Source organism: Microtetraspora sp. AC03309, from assembly GCF_020826795.1.
Taxonomy (GTDB): Bacteria; Actinomycetota; Actinomycetes; order Streptosporangiales; family Streptosporangiaceae; genus Microtetraspora; species Microtetraspora glauca.
The window spans coordinates 1-14,424 of sequence record NZ_JADDIL010000048.1 but is presented as its reverse complement, the minus strand read 5'-3'; the positions used below and the strand labels follow the sequence as shown (position 1 = coordinate 14,424).

Sequence of the window (14,424 nt, the reverse complement as noted above, 5' to 3'; positions counted from 1 at the left end):
CGGGATCCTCGGTAGCCGTCCGCAGCTCATCGAGCGGCGGTCGCCGGCCTGAACCGGCGATGACGATCCGTTTCGATCTCGTGATTCCTGATCGTTATGTCACGCCGATACCTTCGCGATCCATGCGTAAACCCCTCATCGCAGCGCTCACCGCCGCATCCCTCCTCTTCGTGACGGCTCCCGCCGCGTCGGCTACGTCCGCGACGGTCGCGACAGCGGCCTGGTGCGCGAAGAAGCAGAGCAACGGCACGTACTACTACAAGCACGGCAAGCACTGGGACTGCGTGTTCCCCGGCGCGTACTGCGCGAGCTCCCAGCACGGCGCGTACGGGTATTCGGCCCGGCACGCGGCCCACAGCAGGCGCTACAAGTGTGTTCGCTACACGAGCTCAACCTGGCGCTGGAAGCCCGTCCCGTAGCGAGTTCGACGAAGGGCGTCCTCGTCGCGGGTCCGAGCGGCGCGGTGCTGATCGACGGCACTCTTCCGCATGGTCATATGGGCGCCGCCTTTCCGGCCGGGGCGGTGGCCGCGCCGCCTTCACACGCGTGCGGCGGGTCTGTGATCTGCCCTTTTATGGGAAATGATCACCCTCTTTCGGGGGTCGCGGTCGTCATCGGAGTGTGACGAGAACGGCGAGCGGAGTCGAGGACGGCAAAAGGCCGAGAAGTTCGATGAGCGCGACCCTGAATAGGGTGTTCCAATTTGCGGAAAAATGTTCCATCCTGGATGGCGTGTTCGGGGAGACGGCCTGGACGCGATTCCCGCGAGACCCTGTCCGCGCCGGCCGATCTGAAGACCGATCCTTCACGGGAGAAGGAGCGGGTGTCCCAGGAATCGTGGTGGGATTTCCTCGACACAAGGATCGTCACCGACACACCCGCGCCCGTGGGATTCTCCCGGGAATAGGGTGTGCCGCCGTTGTTAAGGGGCTGAGAAGCCGATGGACACTGTCAAGCCGTTACGCCGCCGTGCGGCGGAATCCTCCAGTCAGACGGTCGCGACCGTCGAACGCGCGGCGGACGTGCTCGTGCTCTTCGCCGATCCCGCGTCCGTCACGCTCGGTGTCACCGAGATCGCGGACAAACTCGGTATGTCCAAAGCCGCGGTTCACCGTGTACTGGCCTCGTTCCGGTTGCACGGGCTGATCGAGCTGGATGAGAAGACCCGGCGTTACTCGCTCGGGCTGGCGGCCATGCGGCTGGGCCTGGCCTACCTCGGAAGGCTGGACGTGCGCAGGCTGGCGGCGCCGGAACTGGTCACACTTTCCCGGACGTTGTCCGAGACCGCCACATTGTCTATTCGTACGGGAACGACGCGGGTCTATGTGGACCAGGTGACGCCCAGCCGGGAAGTGATCATGTCGATCTCTCTCGGCATCCCCTATCCCTTGCATGCCGGCGCCTCTTCCAAGGCGTTCCTCGCCTTTCTTTCTGATGAGGAAATCGACACGTACGTCAGAACCGTCCCGCTGGTCCGGCTGACCGAACGCACTCTGGTGCACGAGGACGTGCTGCGCAAGGAGATCGCGGCGATTCGCCGGCGCGGATACGCCAAATCGAGCGCCGAGCGTCAGCCGGGCTCGGCCTCGGTCGCCGCGCCGATCTTCGACCATCACGGCAGGCCGGCCGGTGTCATCAGCGTCTGCGGGCCGCTGGAACGATTCCGGGACGAGGCGGAACAGTGCGCCGAGACCCTGCTCGAATCGACGAACCGGATCTCGGCCCAGATGGGCCACCTGTAAATCGGCCGGTCGTGTCATGACGTGATGCGACCGCCTCATGAGAAAGGAGTTCCCGGCGCGCCCGCGGAATTCAGCGGGCGCCGATCGAACGGGGTTGCTCCCGAGTCCCTGCTGAGCACGGACCACCTCGTTCACATGGCAGTCGCCGGGCGGGCGGAGCCGCGGTGTTCGCTTCCGGACACCGCGGGCCGCTCGGGCGAGCACACGGGATGACCCGTGCCTTCTCCGACGGCTCGTCGTCGGCCGGATCTCCCGCCGCCGCCCCGACCACGGCTCCCGCCGCGTCGCCGGTCGCGTCCGCCGCGTCGAGTGCCCTGTCACCCGCTGCGGTCGCCGCCGCTCACCTCGCTCGGGGGGCGGGCCGCGTCCCGCACGAGATCCCCGCTGATTAGTTGTTCGAGGCGGCGCGGGTATCGCTCGGGAATGAACGCGTTCAGGCCGCGCGGCGACCGCGGCCCTTCCCTCCTCGCTGTAGCTGAATCCGAGCAGGGTGTACGGCGGGCTACCCGGCGACAACCGGAGAGCGGATTCCCCAGTTGACGACGAGGTGTCGTTAAACTCTTGACCTTCCGGCCATCTTTCTGACACTCTGTCGTGAAACGGCATCGCGACGCAATGGGAGTCCGGGTATGACAGAGAGCGAGACCTTCGCCGAGCGGCTCAAGAAGGCGACCTGGAGCGACCACGAGGAAGCGGAGAACACCGCGTATCTCGACGCGCTCATGAGCGGCCGCGTGTCCCGGGAGGGCTACGGCGAGATGGTGGCCCAGCACTATTTCGCGTACGTGGCGCTGGAGGAAGCGGGACGAGCCCTCACCGGCGACCCGGTCGCCGGGCCGTTCGTCACTCCGGAACTGGAGCGCGTCCCCTCCCTGGAGGCCGACCTTGAGGAGCTCTACGGGAAGGACTGGCGTGACAGGATCACCCCGTCCAAGTCGACGTCGACCTACGTCGCCCGGATCAACCAGATCGCCGACTGGCCCGGTGGCTTCATCGCCCACCACTACACCCGCTATCTCGGCGACCTGTCCGGCGGCCAGGTGATTCGCAAGGTCGCGGAGCGCACGTACGGGTTCGACGGCTCCGCGGGAGCCAGGTTCTACGACTTCACCGGCATCTCCGATCTCAAGGCGTTCAAGGAAAGCTACCGGGACCGGCTCAACGCGCTGGACCTGGACGAGGTGCAGGCCAGGAGGGTCATCGCCGAGACCGTGCTCGCCTACCAGCTCAACACCGAGGTCCTCGTCGAGATCGGCAAGCGGCTGCCCGACTACCTGGTGGCATGAGTTCTTCCCTGCGGGTCCGCCCGCTCCGGAACGCGCGGCTGCTCGGTGCGGAGCCGGACGGGACACCGGGCCCGGCGGACCTCTCCGGGCCGGAGATCATCGAGATCGCCGAGGCGGCGGGGATCCGGGGGCGCGGCGGGGCGGGGTTTCCCCTGGCAGTCAAGCTCCGCTCGGTCGCCTCGGCCCCGGGGCCCGTCCGCTACGTGATCGCCAACGGGGAGGAGGGCGAGCCCGCCTCCGTCAAGGACCGCTTCCTGCTCCGAGAACGCCCGGATCTCGTGCTCCGCGGGCTGGAACTGGCCGCCCGGGCCGTGGGCGCCGATCGTGCCTACGTGTACGGCAGCGATCCGTCCGCCGCCCGCCGCCTCGCGGCGAAGCGCGGCGACGTCCCCGCCGGCAGTGCCCCCGGCATCTCTGCCGGTATGTCCGTCGGCGTCGTGGCGGTGGCGCCCGGATATGTGGCGGGTGAGGAGACCGCGGTCGTCAGGGCGGTCGCCGGCGGACTCGCCCTCCCGACCGTGAAACCTCCCCGTCCCTGGCAGGAGGGGGTGCGCGGAGCGCCCACCCTGGTGAGCAACGTCGAAACGCTCGCCCAGCTCGCCCTCGCCGTCCGGCTCGGTCCGGAGGCGTACCGCGGGATGGGTACCCCGGAGTCCACCGGCACGCTCCTCGCGACGCTGTCGGGCGCGGGCCGGGCACCCGGTCTGTACGAGGTCCCGTACGGCGTCCCGCTGCGCGAACTGGTGACCGCTCACATGGGGACGGACGCCGGGGTGACCGGACTGCTGGCCGGGGGCTTCGCGGGAGGACTGCTGCCCGCCTCGGCCCTCGACCTCCCGCTCACCCACGCCGCCTTGGCGCGGGCGGGCAGCACGCTGGGCTGCGGCGCGTTCGTCCTGCTGGCCGGGGACTGCCCGGTCGGTGTGGCCGCCGAGGTGGCGGCCTTCTTCGATCGGGAGAACGCCCGGCAGTGCGGGCCGTGCGTCACGGGCACGTCCGGAGTGGCGGGCGTCCTCGCCGGGCTGACCGTACGCTCCGCGACGGTGGAGGACGTGGCACGGCTGGAGCGGTGGGGCGCGGCGCTGGCCGGACGGGGCAACTGCGCGACACCCGACGCCGTGACGGCCCTGGTCGGCTCGCTCTTCCGGCATCACCGCGATCTCGTCGACGCTCATGTCGGTACGGAGTGCGAGCGGTGCGCCGCCACCGATGTCACCGCGGACACGAGGTTCCGCGTCTCTTGGGAGGGATCATGAAGGTCGTCATCGACGCGGCCGTGTGCGACGGCAAGGGGTACTGCAAGCGGTTCGCCCCCGAGGTGTTCGCGCTGGACGAATGGGGCTACGGCAAGGTCCTGGTGGACGAGGTCCCGCCGGAGTACGAGGCCAACGCGCGGGCGGCCCTCGAAGCGTGTCCGCTGCAGGCCATCAAGGCGGTGTGACGGGGGCCGGCACCGTCCCGCAGCGGCCGGACCCGTGAAGAGGCCACCCTCATCGTGAGGGTGGCCTCCGCGTGTCCGCGTGATCGTCTCGTGTCAGGACACGCCGAACTCCTCGCCCAGCTCGACGGTGATCGCCGCGTTGCCGCGGAAGGCGTGGCTGCCCTCCTCGACCAGCGGCTCGATGTCGTCGGTGGTGACGGGCACCGCGTTCATCCGGGCGTGATAGTCGGCGATGAAGGCGCGGTTGTCCTCGATCTCCGTGAAGTCGTAGAACGCCACGCCCGCGCCGTCGCTCAGTCCGTACGTCGTGGTGAGCAGCTTGGCGAGCGTCGCACCGCCGTGCAGGTAGCCGGCGTAGCGGATCCAGTGGTGGGGCACCAGGCCGAGCGGCCACTCGTCGCGGACACGGTGCAGCCGGGCCACGTACGCGTCGGTGGCCGGAGAGGTCGTCAGCGCGTCCCGCCAGTCGCGGCCGTAGAAGTAGGCGAGGTCGCGTTCGAGGGCCTCCGTGCGGTTGAGTCGCGGCAGGTGAAGGGCGCCGACGGACGGATCATCGCGCAGGGCCTCCGTCGTCTGCTCCAGGACGGAGTACACCGCGTGGAACCGGACCAGCCACGCGCTGTAGGCGTCCCTGGTCAGCTTGCCCTGGAAGAGGGCGAGCATGTACGGAGTGTTCTCGGCCGCACGATGCGCCTCCGACGTCCCGTGATAGAGCAGCTTGGAAAGCGGCTCGCGTTCCTGAGCGGTGTTGGTGTCCACGGCTTCCTCCGTTTTACGACGAGTCGCCATAAAGATAACGACAAACTGTCGCCAAAACAACCGTACTGAAACGGCGTATCGGGGTCCAGCAGGACGGCGTCCCTGACGGCGCGCCCGCTGCGTGCGAAAATGCGGATATGCCTAGGATCTCCGCCCCGAACCTCCGGGAGCACCGCGCGCAGACTGTGAATCGCATCATCGACGCGGTGGCCCGGCTCTCCAGGAACCGAGGCATCGACGCGATCTCCATGACCGACGTCGCGGCGGAGGCCGGCGTCGCCCGTACGGTCCTCTACAACTATTTCCCGGACAAGGCCGCGCTGCTGCTCGCGTTCAGCCAGCGCGTGACGGACTACTTCGTCGACAGCCTCGAACAGGACCTGCGCGAGGACGTCACCGCCTCCGCGCGGCTGGAGTCCTTCATCCGGCTGCAGCTCAAGGGGCTCCTCGCCCACCCTCATCCGGGTGCCGCCGAGATCACCGCCGCGCTCGGGCCCGACGCGTACCAGGCGCTCGCGGGGCACGTGGCGCCGATGCACAAGATCCTGTGCGAGATCCTCGCCGGCGGGATCCAGTCGGGGGAGTTCCGTGACCTCGATGTCGAGGCGACCGCCCGGAGCATTCTGGCGGTCATCGGCGCCGAGCGCATCCCCCTGGTCAGCGGCGAGGTGACGCTGGAGGGCGCGGGGACCGCCGTCATCGCCTTCGTCCAGGGAGCCATCCGGCCGCTTTCCGCGTGATCACCGTTCCCGCCGGAGGCGGGACGGTCGGGCTGCGAGCCGGGGGTCAGCGGGCCAGCCTGCCCAGCAGGCACGACGCCGCCGTGATGCCGGTCACCGCGGCGACGAGGAGAACCAGGAAGTCCAGCGGCAGGTGGGACGGCGTGCCCAGGAGCAGGCCGCGCAGCGCGTCGACCTGGTAGCTGAGGGGGTTGACCGCGCTGACGGCCCGGAGCCAGCCGGGCATGACGTCGACCGGATACAGCGCGTTCGAGCCGAAGAACAGCGGCATCGTGATGGCCTGCCCGATCCCCATCAGGCGGTCGCGGGTGAGCACGATCCCGGCGATGGTCATGGACAGGCAGGAGAAGAACGCCGAGGCGAGCAGTACGGCGGCGGCCACGCCGAGCAGGCGCAGCGGGTTCCAGGTCAGGGTGACGCCGAGCAGGGTGGCGATGAGGAGCACGACCACCGCCTGGATCAACGCCTTCACCCCGGCCGCGAACGCCTTGCCCGTCACCAGCGCGGCGCGCGGGGTCGGTGTGACCAGGAGCTTGGTCAGGACTCCCGCGTCACGCTCCCAGATGATCATGATGCCGTAGAAGATCGCGATGAACATCGCGGACTGGGCGATGATCCCGGGCGCGAGATAGTCCAGGTACGGGATGCCGTCGGTGGGGATCACCCTGATGCGGGTGAAGGTCTGCCCGAAGATCAGCAGCCACAGGGCCGGTTGGATCGCCCGTGTGTACAGCTCGGTGCGGTCGTGGCGCAGCTTCTGCAGTTCGACGAGGCACATCGCGGCGACCCGGGCGGGGAGCACGCGCCAGCCGGTGCGGGCGCGCGGCGCGGTCAGCAGCAGGTCGAGCCCTCGGGCGGCGGTGTCAGCCGACGCGAGAGGCCGTGCGGCGGGTGCGGAGGACATCACGGAAGTCGCCCCCTTCCTCTCCTGCGCCGTTCTCTCCTGTGCTCCCAGTGCCGCCGAGAGCGCCGCCGAGATCACCACCGACGACGTCCCGGAAGACGTCCTCAAGCGTGGGCGCCGCGCGGCCGCCGTCGCCGTCGCCATCGCCGCCGTGGCCGGTGCCGTCGCGGTCGCGCAGCTCGGCCTTGAGCTGCTCCGGCGTGCCGAGTGCCCGGACGCGTCCCCTGTGCATCAGCGCCACCCGGTCGCAGTACTGGTCCGCCTCGTCCATGTAGTGCGTGGTGACCAGCACCGTCATCCCGGTGGCGGCCCGTATCGCGGTGATGTGCTCCCACACGCTGGTGCGCGCGATGGGGTCGAGTCCGATCGTCGGCTCGTCGAGCATCAGCAGGCGCGGCGCGCTGACCAGCGCCTGGGCGAGTTCGAGCCGGCGCACCATGCCGCCGGAGTACGTCCCGGCCATCCGGTCGGCGGCGTCGGCGAGACCCACCGCCTCCAGCGCCAGGGCGACCCGCGCCCGTCGCTCACGGAGGCGGACGTCGAACAGGCGGGCGAACAGCGCGACGTTCTCCCGGCCGGTCAGGCTCGCGTCCGCCGACAGCTGCTGGGGAACGTAGCCGAGCAGGCGGCGCACCGACATCCGCTCCCTCGCCGCGTCGTGGCCGAAGATCCGCACCATGCCGTACGGCACCGGCAGCAGCGTGGTGAGGCAGCGTATCGCCGTGGACTTGCCCGCGCCGTTCGGGCCGAGCAGGCCGAAGACCTCGCCGGAGGCGACGGACAGATCGATGCCGTCCACGGCCTTCGTCCGCCCGAAGGAATAGCTCAGCCCGGTGCAGCTCACGGCGTCAGGGGCGGTGCGCCCGGTGTCCGGCTGGGCGCGGTCGGCTGTCCGGGCGTTCCGGAGCGGTGGCGCCATCGGGGCGTTCTGGACGGACGGCGCGTCCTGCGGACTCTGCTGAGGTGCCCCATGTGTGTCCTGAGGGTTGTGCGGACTCCGCTCTCGCTCGGTCACGGACCCTCCACCTCCTCCCGCAGGCCTTCGGCGAGCCTGCGCAGCGCGGGCAGTGCGGCGGCCAGCGCCGCTTGGTCGTCGTCGCCGAGCCGCTCCACCTGCGCGCGGACGAGCGCGGCGCGCCTCTCCTGCCACGCCCGTAGCCGTGACTCGGCCTCGGGCGTGGCCAGCAGCCGCGCGGATCGCCGATCGCCCGGATCGGTCTCGCGGAGCAGCAGACCGGCCGTCGTGAGCTGGTTGACCAGCGTGGACACCGAGTTTCCGGCGAGGTAGAGCTCCCTGGCCGCCGCCGAGACGCCGATACCGGGATTGGCCAGGGCCAGTTGGAGCAGCTCGACCTGGGCGCCGCGCAGTCGTGGCCCGGTCAGGCCGCGACGCAACCTGCGCCGGATGAGCCGTTGGATTCCCGACAGGACGTCGGCGAGGGCGCCAGGAAGATCCATTATGCCCGTTGTGCCCATATTGGAACGTTAGCTCTGCGTACGAGGTAATGGAAGGGGCGGGCGCCGGTGCCCGTCACTTCTCACTCATCGCCGCCGTACCAGCCCTGTTGGTGTTCCGTGCCGGATCAGGCGGCGCGGCCGGCCTTGAGCGAGGCCGCGGTGTCGACGACGCGGCGGGCCTGGTGACGGGCCGCTTGCAAGGCCACCTCACTGGGTGGGCCATCGCCGGCCACGTGGGAGGTGCCGTAGGGATTGCCTGACTGGAACTGGACGGGGTCGGTGTAGCCGGGGGGCACGATGATGCCGCCCCAGTGGTAGAACGTGTTTCCCAGCGCCAGGAGGGTGGACTCCTGCCCGCCGTGGGCGGTGTTGGAGGCGGTGAAAGCCGAGTACACCTTGTCCGCGAGCGTGCCCTGATACCACAGGCCACCGGTGGTATCGATGAATGCCCTGAGCTGGCTGGCCGGGTTGCCGAAGCGGGTGGGGGTGCCGAACAGTACAGCGTCGGCCCAGGCCAGGTCGTCGAGGTCGGCCTCGACGACGTCGGAGGTGTCCTGGAGGTGCTGGGCCCAGGCCGGCCTGGCGCTGATCGCCTCCGGTGGGGCCAGTTCGGGGACCTTGCGCAGTCGCACGTGTGCGCCGGCCTTTTCCGCGCCCTCGGCGGCGGCTTGCGCCAAGGCATGCACGGTGCCAGTGGCACTGTAGTAAATGATCGCGACGTTCACGGGTTCCATGATCGGTTTCCTTCCTTCGCGTTCGGTTCACCGGTACGACGACACAACCTTCCGAAATGTGAGGCGACGCGTCGATCTCTCAGGTCGGTGCGGCGCCTCGTCGAACCGGGTGAGGGAGGACGCGACCAGGGGAGTCGGCGACACCGTGACCAATCCATCCGAGCCCGAAGCCGGCCGGCTCGATCCGCGAGCCGCCGGCGTCGTGCGGCGCGGCCCGCGACACGCCTGCGGCCTTCGGCCTCAACGGCATCCGGCACCCGGTCGTCTACCTTTGGCGGTTCCTGCCGCCGCCGCCACATGAGCACCGGCGTTCTCACATGTCCTGATCCGGGCATGGGAGGACGCGGGATCGGGGACTATCATCTCATGGAGTGATCGGATGATTGGACTTCACAGGAAGCAGAGGCGGTCAGCTATGTCACTGTGGGACCAGATCCCCGACGTGGATCCAGAGGAGACGGCCGAATGGCGCGAGTCTCTGGAGGCGCTCGTGCGGGAGGCGGGTCCGGACCGGGCCCGGTATCTGATGGGGCGGCTGCTCGACACGATCGGCCGGCCGCCTGTGCCCTATCTCAACACCGTGCCCACCGGCGAGGAGCCGCCGTATCCGGGTGACCTCGCGATCGAGGAGCGGATCGCGGCCTACGACCGGTGGAACGCCGCCGCCATGGTCACCAGGGCCAGCAAATACGGCCTCGGCGGACACATTTCCACCTACGCCTCGGCCGCGTGGCTGTACGAGGTGGGGTTCAACCACTTCTTCCACGGCACCGAGGACCAGGTCTACTTCCAGGGCCACGCCTCGCCGGGCATCTACGCCAGAGCCTTCCTCGAAGGCCGGCTGACCGAGGCGCAACTCGACCGCTTCCGCAGGGAGGTGGGCGGCGGCGGCCTGCCGTCGTATCCCCACCCGCGGGCCATGCCCGACTTCTGGCAGTTCCCGACCGTGTCCATGGGCCTCGGCCCGCTGAACGCGATCTACCAGGCCAGGTTCAACCGCTACCTCGCGGCCAGAGGGATCAAGGACACCTCGCGCGGTCACGTGTGGGCCTTCCTCGGTGACGGCGAGATGGACGAGCCCGAGGCGACGGCCGCACTTCCCCTGGCCGCCAGGGAAGGGCTCGACAACCTCACCTTCGTGATCAACTGCAACCTGCAGCGGCTCGACGGTCCCGTACGCGGCAACACCCGCGTGGTACAGGAGCTGGAGAACGTCTTCCGGGGTGCGGGCTGGAACGTCGTCAAGGCGCTCTGGGGCGAGGAGTGGGACGGATTGCTCGCCCGCGACCTCGGCGGCCGGCTCGCCGCCCGGCTGGGGGAGGTGCCGGACGGGCAGTTCCAGACCTACGCCGCCTCCGACGGCGCCTACATCAGGGAACGCCTGTTCCAGGGCCTGGAGAATCTGGCGGCGCCGTACAGCGACGCGGATCTCGAACGCATCGTCGGCGGCTCGCGCGCGGGACACGAGCCCCGCAAGGTCCACGCCGCCTACCGCGCGGCCCTGGACCATCGCGACGGGCCCACGGTGATCCTGGCGCAGACCGTCAAGGGGTGGACGCTCGGCTCGGGCTTCGAGTCGCGCAACGCGAACCACCAGATGAAGAAGCTCACGCAGGACGAGTTCCGCGCCATGCGCGACCGCCTCGACCTGCCCGTGCCCGACTCGGCGCTCGCCGGTGAACTGCCGCCCTACCTGCGGCCCGGCCCGGAGGAGCGCGAGTACCTCGCCGAACGGCGGAGCGCGCTCGGCGGCCCCGTGCCCCGGCGCGTCACGGCGTACGCGCCGCTGCCGCCGGCCCCGGAACGGCCGTTCGCCGCGCTCACCAAGGGCGGCGGCACCATCGCCACCACGATGGCCTTCGTCCGCCTGGTCAAAGACCTCATGCGCGTGCCCGAGAGCGGGCACCGCTGGGTGCCGATCGTCCCCGACGAGGCCAGGACGTTCGGGATGGAGTCGCTCTTCCCCACGGCGAAGATCTACTCGTCCCTCGGGCAGAGGTACGACGCGGTCGACAGGGAGCTGCTGCTGTCCTACAAGGAGTCCGCCAGCGGGCAGATCCTGAACGAGGGCATCACCGAGGCGGGCTGCATGGCCAGCTTCACCGCGGCCGCCACGAGCTACGCCACGCACGGCGAGCCGATGATCCCGTTCTACATCTTCTACTCCATGTTCGGCTGGCAGCGCACGGCCGACCAGATGTGGGCGTTCGCCGACCAGATGGGGCGCGGGTTCCTGATCGGCGCCACCGCCGGCCGTACCACCATGACGGGGGAGGGGCTGCAGCACGCCGACGGTCACTCGCAACTGCTCGCCTCGGTCAACCCGGCGTGCCTCAGCTACGACCCGGCCTTCGCGTACGAGGTCGGCGTGATCGTCCGTGAGGGGCTGCGCAGGATGTACGGCGAGGCGGGGGAGGACGTCTTCTACTACCTCACCGTCTACAACGAGCCGATGCCCCAGCCGCCGATGCCCGAGGGCGTCGAGGAGGGCATCGTGCGCGGCGTCTACCGCTATTCGGCGGGCGGCGGCCAGGCCCAGATCCTCGCCAGCGGCACCGCGATGCACTGGGCGCTGGAGGCGCAGCGGCTGCTCGCGGACGACTGGGGCGTGGGCGTCGACGTCTGGTCGGTCACGTCGTGGAGCGAGCTGCGCCGCGAGGCGATGGCCGCCGAGCGGGAAGGCGTGCCGTACATCACCGCCGCCCTGTCCGGGGCGGACGGACCGGTCGTCGCGGTGAGCGACTGGATGCGGGCCGTGCCCGACCAGATCAGGCCCTGGGTCGCCCAGGACTGGGTCTCGCTCGGCACCGACGGCTTCGGCCTGTCGGACACGAGGGAGGCGGCGCGCAGGCACTTCGGCGTGGACGCGCGGGCGATCACGGTCGCCACCCTCCGGGCGCTGAAGCCGGAACTCGCCGAGCAGGCCGCCCAGCGGTACGCCTGAGCACCGGCCCGAGCACTCGAAAGAGTTCCGGGCCCACGGGCACCTCGGCTCGCGGTGGACGCTACGGCCGCGAGCCGAGGTGCGCCCGGATGGCGTCCATGACGTCGTCCGGTGAGGCCGAGCGCGGGAAGGCCGCCACGACCACCTGGTCGCCGCCGTCGCGCGGCCCCTCCAGGTTCTCCAGGTGCCGGAAGGTCCTGATGACGTACTGCAGCGCGTGGTCGAGCGGCTCGAACGGGTCGTACGATCCTCTCGCCCGCAGCCAGCCGCGCAGCACCTGGTTGTGGGCCGCCACGACGGAGGAGGCCATGAGCTCGGCGCGCAGCGCGGCGTCGGGCGATCCGGCCAGCCAGTCGCCGACGTACTCCCGGAACAGCCGCTGGTAGCGCGCGACGCTGACGATCTCGCGGTCGCGCAGCGCGGGCACTCGTCCGACCAATCGGTAGCGCCGCAGCGACACCTCGGCGTCCTCGACGTAGTGGGCGAGGACGATCCGGACGGCGTCGCACACCGCCACGATGGCGGTGTCGGCGGTCGACGCCCTCAGGCGGGCCTCCACCTTCGCGAGCAGCGCGTCGTGGTCGGGAAAGATCACATCGTCCTTGGACCGGTAATACCGGAAGAAGGTGCTGCGGCTCACGCCCGCGCGGGCCGCGATGTCATCCACGGTCGTCTCGTCGTAGCCGCGCTCGTTGAAGAGCCGAATGGCCGCGTCGGCGAGGCGCTGGCTGGTTGGCGATCTTGCCATCGGCCCATTCTCCCGGATTCCCCGACCTTGTCGAATGATGTGAGACTCAGTATCGTACGCTTGAAACTGAGTCTCAAGAGGTGTGGTGGTCAATGGATCTGCACAGTACGGCGGGCAAGCTCGCCGATCTCGAAGACCGCCGCGACGAGGCCGTACGGGTCGGAACCACCGGACGCGCGGCCGAGAAACGGCGTGCCGAGGGAAGGATCAGCGCCAGGGAGCGGATCGAGCGGCTGCTCGACGAGGGATCGTTCGTCGAACTGGACGCGCTCGCCAAGCACCGCAGCACCGCCTTCGGGCTGGAGCGCAACCGCGTCCCCGGAGACGGAGTCATCACCGGCTACGGCACGATCGACGGCAGGAACGTGTGCGTCTTCGCGCAGGACTTCACCTTCCTCGGCGGTAGCCTCGGAGAGGTGTACGGCGAGAAGATCTGCAAGGTCATGGACCTCGCCGTGAAGACCGGCTCCCCGATCATCGGGATCAACGAGGGTGCCGGGGCGCGCATCCAGGAGGGCGTCGTCTCGCTCGGCCTGTACGGAGAGATCTTCCGGCGGAACGTGCACGCCTCCGGCGTGATCCCCCAGATCTCCCTGATCATGGGCGCCTGCGCGGGCGGCCACGTGTACTCGCCCGCGCTCACCGACTTCACCGTCATGGTCGACCAGACGTCGCACATGTTCGTCACCGGTCCCGAGGTCATCAAGACCGTCACCGGCGAGGACGTCACGTTCGAGGAGCTCGGCGGCGCCCACACCCACAACGCCAGGAGCGGCAACGCCCACTACCTGGCCCAGGACGAGGACGACGCCCTGGAGTACGTCAAGGCGCTGCTGTCCTACCTCCCGCAGAACAACCTCGACGACCCGCCGGTCACCGGCGAGGAGGCCGACCTCGAGATCGGCGAGACCGATCTGGCGCTCGACACGCTCATCCCCGACTCGGCGAACCAGCCGTACGACATGCGCGTCGTCATCGAGTCCCTCCTCGACGAGGGCGACTTCCTCGAAGTGCAGGCGCTGTTCGCGCCCAACATCATCATCGGCTTCGGGCGGGTGGACGGCCGGCCGGTCGGCGTGGTCGCCAACCAGCCCATGCAGTTCGCCGGGACCCTCGACATCAACGCGTCGGAGAAGGCCGCGCGCTTCGTGCGCACCTGCGACGCGTTCAACATCCCCGTGCTCACGCTGGTCGACGTCCCCGGCTTCCTGCCCGGCACCGAACAGGAGTGGAACGGCATCATCCGGCGCGGCGCCAAGCTCCTGTACGCCTACGCCGAGGCCACCGTCCCGCTGATCACCGTGATCACCCGCAAGGCGTACGGCGGCGCCTACGACGTCATGGGGTCCAAGCATCTGGGCGCGGACCTCAACATCGCGTGGCCGACCGCGCAGATCGCGGTGATGGGCGCCCAGGGCGCGGTCAACATCCTCTACCGCAAGGAGCTGGCGGCGGCCGACGACCCCGAGGCGCTGCGTGCCAAACTGGTCACGGAGTACGAGGACACGCTGGCCAACCCCTACCAGGCGGCCGAGCGCGGCTACGTCGACGCGGTGATCGCCCCCCGTGAGACCCGGCGGGAGATCGTCCGATCGCTGCGGCTGCTGCGCGGCAAGCGGGAGGGGCTGCCGCCCAAGAAGCACGGGAACATCCCGCTGTGAGCGAGCT

14 protein-coding genes are annotated in these 14,424 nt (G+C 69.6%); 8 read left to right on the top strand and 6 right to left on the bottom strand.

The features are described from left to right. Positions 1–122: 122 nt before the first annotated feature. The 5 genes from IMZ11_RS25795 to IMZ11_RS25775 all read left to right on the top strand — a co-directional run bounded on the left by IMZ11_RS25795 (position 123) and on the right by IMZ11_RS25775 (position 4,469). Entirely contained in the window at positions 123–419 is a 297-nt protein-coding gene (locus IMZ11_RS25795) for a hypothetical protein (protein WP_228644982.1), read from the top strand. Positions 420–941: 522 nt separating this feature from the next. Beyond that, positions 942–1,742, top strand: coding sequence for an IclR family transcriptional regulator (locus IMZ11_RS25790; RefSeq protein WP_228644980.1), 801 nt, complete (start codon positions 942–944; stop codon positions 1,740–1,742). Positions 1,743–2,371: 629 nt separating this feature from the next. After that, the gene (locus IMZ11_RS25785) at positions 2,372–3,028 is read left to right on the top strand and encodes a heme oxygenase (biliverdin-producing) (RefSeq protein ID WP_228644978.1); all 657 of its coding nucleotides are present in this window, start codon (positions 2,372–2,374) and stop codon (positions 3,026–3,028) included. Continuing rightward, a complete protein-coding gene (locus IMZ11_RS25780) occupies positions 3,025–4,284 on the top strand; it encodes an NADH-ubiquinone oxidoreductase-F iron-sulfur binding region domain-containing protein (RefSeq protein ID WP_228644976.1) in 1,260 nt (419 codons plus the stop codon). The genes IMZ11_RS25785 and IMZ11_RS25780 overlap by 4 nt, the downstream gene beginning before the upstream one ends. After that, a complete protein-coding gene (locus tag IMZ11_RS25775; RefSeq protein ID WP_228644974.1) occupies positions 4,281–4,469 on the top strand; it encodes a ferredoxin in 189 nt (62 codons plus the stop codon). Before IMZ11_RS25780 ends, IMZ11_RS25775 begins: the two co-directional genes overlap by 4 nt. A 93-nt stretch (positions 4,470–4,562) precedes the next feature. Here the strand turns inward: IMZ11_RS25775 and IMZ11_RS25770 are convergent, their stop codons facing one another. Then, a complete protein-coding gene (locus IMZ11_RS25770; RefSeq protein ID WP_228644972.1) occupies positions 4,563–5,228 on the bottom strand; it encodes a heme oxygenase (biliverdin-producing) in 666 nt (221 codons plus the stop codon). A gap of 137 nt (positions 5,229–5,365) precedes the next feature. Here IMZ11_RS25770 and IMZ11_RS25765 point away from each other — a divergent pair, with 137 nt between their 5' ends. Beyond that, on the top strand, positions 5,366–5,968 hold the full coding sequence (locus IMZ11_RS25765; protein ID WP_228644970.1) for a TetR/AcrR family transcriptional regulator: 603 nt from the start codon (positions 5,366–5,368) through the stop codon (positions 5,966–5,968). A 46-nt stretch (positions 5,969–6,014) separates the two neighbouring features. On the opposite strand, the gene IMZ11_RS25760 is transcribed toward IMZ11_RS25765, so the two are convergent. From IMZ11_RS25760 to wrbA, 4 genes are all read right to left on the bottom strand, one after another. Further along, the gene (locus IMZ11_RS25760) at positions 6,015–6,872 is read right to left on the bottom strand and encodes an ABC transporter permease (RefSeq protein WP_255707096.1); all 858 of its coding nucleotides are present in this window, start codon (positions 6,870–6,872) and stop codon (positions 6,015–6,017) included. Further along, on the bottom strand, positions 6,832–7,791 hold the full coding sequence (locus IMZ11_RS25755; RefSeq protein ID WP_228644968.1) for an ABC transporter ATP-binding protein: 960 nt from the start codon (positions 7,789–7,791) through the stop codon (positions 6,832–6,834). Before IMZ11_RS25755 ends, IMZ11_RS25760 begins: the two co-directional genes overlap by 41 nt. Before the next feature lie 92 nt (positions 7,792–7,883). After that, on the bottom strand, positions 7,884–8,330 hold the full coding sequence (locus tag IMZ11_RS25750) for a MarR family winged helix-turn-helix transcriptional regulator (RefSeq protein WP_228644966.1): 447 nt from the start codon (positions 8,328–8,330) through the stop codon (positions 7,884–7,886). Between the two features lie 125 nt (positions 8,331–8,455). After that, positions 8,456–9,064, bottom strand: coding sequence for an NAD(P)H:quinone oxidoreductase (gene wrbA, locus IMZ11_RS25745; RefSeq protein ID WP_228644964.1), 609 nt, complete (start codon positions 9,062–9,064; stop codon positions 8,456–8,458). A 415-nt stretch (positions 9,065–9,479) separates the two neighbouring features. Here wrbA and aceE point away from each other — a divergent pair, with 415 nt between their 5' ends. Beyond that, a complete protein-coding gene (gene aceE, locus IMZ11_RS25740) occupies positions 9,480–12,008 on the top strand; it encodes a pyruvate dehydrogenase (acetyl-transferring), homodimeric type (RefSeq protein WP_228644962.1) in 2,529 nt (842 codons plus the stop codon). A gap of 61 nt (positions 12,009–12,069) precedes the next feature. Here aceE and IMZ11_RS25735 read toward each other — a convergent pair whose 3' ends face one another. Beyond that, positions 12,070–12,756 carry a TetR family transcriptional regulator gene (locus IMZ11_RS25735; RefSeq protein ID WP_228644960.1) on the bottom strand — a complete coding sequence of 229 codons (687 nt, stop codon included), beginning with the start codon at positions 12,754–12,756 and terminating at the stop codon, positions 12,070–12,072. Between the two features lie 92 nt (positions 12,757–12,848). On the opposite strand from IMZ11_RS25735, the gene IMZ11_RS25730 reads away from it, so the two are divergent. Beyond that, on the top strand, positions 12,849–14,417 hold the full coding sequence (locus IMZ11_RS25730) for an acyl-CoA carboxylase subunit beta (RefSeq protein ID WP_061257157.1): 1,569 nt from the start codon (positions 12,849–12,851) through the stop codon (positions 14,415–14,417). Positions 14,418–14,424: the final 7 nt, after the last annotated feature.

Bases quoted from the DNA above. Each gene is read 5' to 3' on its own strand.
- IMZ11_RS25785 (WP_228644978.1), top strand. From the start codon at position 2,372: ATGACAGAGAGCGAGACCTTCGCCGAGCGGCTCAAGAAGGCGACCTGG.
- wrbA (WP_228644964.1), bottom strand. From the start codon at position 9,064: ATGGAACCCGTGAACGTCGCGATCATTTACTACAGTGCCACTGGCACC.
- IMZ11_RS25765 (WP_228644970.1), top strand. From the start codon at position 5,366: ATGCCTAGGATCTCCGCCCCGAACCTCCGGGAGCACCGCGCGCAGACT.
- aceE (WP_228644962.1), top strand. From the start codon at position 9,480: ATGTCACTGTGGGACCAGATCCCCGACGTGGATCCAGAGGAGACGGCC.
- IMZ11_RS25775 (WP_228644974.1), top strand. From the start codon at position 4,281: ATGAAGGTCGTCATCGACGCGGCCGTGTGCGACGGCAAGGGGTACTGC.
- IMZ11_RS25735 (WP_228644960.1), bottom strand. From the start codon at position 12,756: ATGGCAAGATCGCCAACCAGCCAGCGCCTCGCCGACGCGGCCATTCGG.
- IMZ11_RS25750 (WP_228644966.1), bottom strand. From the start codon at position 8,330: ATGGATCTTCCTGGCGCCCTCGCCGACGTCCTGTCGGGAATCCAACGG.
- IMZ11_RS25780 (WP_228644976.1), top strand. From the start codon at position 3,025: ATGAGTTCTTCCCTGCGGGTCCGCCCGCTCCGGAACGCGCGGCTGCTC.
- IMZ11_RS25755 (WP_228644968.1), bottom strand. From the start codon at position 7,791: ATGGCGCCACCGCTCCGGAACGCCCGGACAGCCGACCGCGCCCAGCCG.
- IMZ11_RS25790 (WP_228644980.1), top strand. From the start codon at position 942: ATGGACACTGTCAAGCCGTTACGCCGCCGTGCGGCGGAATCCTCCAGT.
- IMZ11_RS25760 (WP_255707096.1), bottom strand. From the start codon at position 6,872: ATGTCCTCCGCACCCGCCGCACGGCCTCTCGCGTCGGCTGACACCGCC.
- IMZ11_RS25795 (WP_228644982.1), top strand. From the start codon at position 123: ATGCGTAAACCCCTCATCGCAGCGCTCACCGCCGCATCCCTCCTCTTC.
- IMZ11_RS25730 (WP_061257157.1), top strand. From the start codon at position 12,849: ATGGATCTGCACAGTACGGCGGGCAAGCTCGCCGATCTCGAAGACCGC.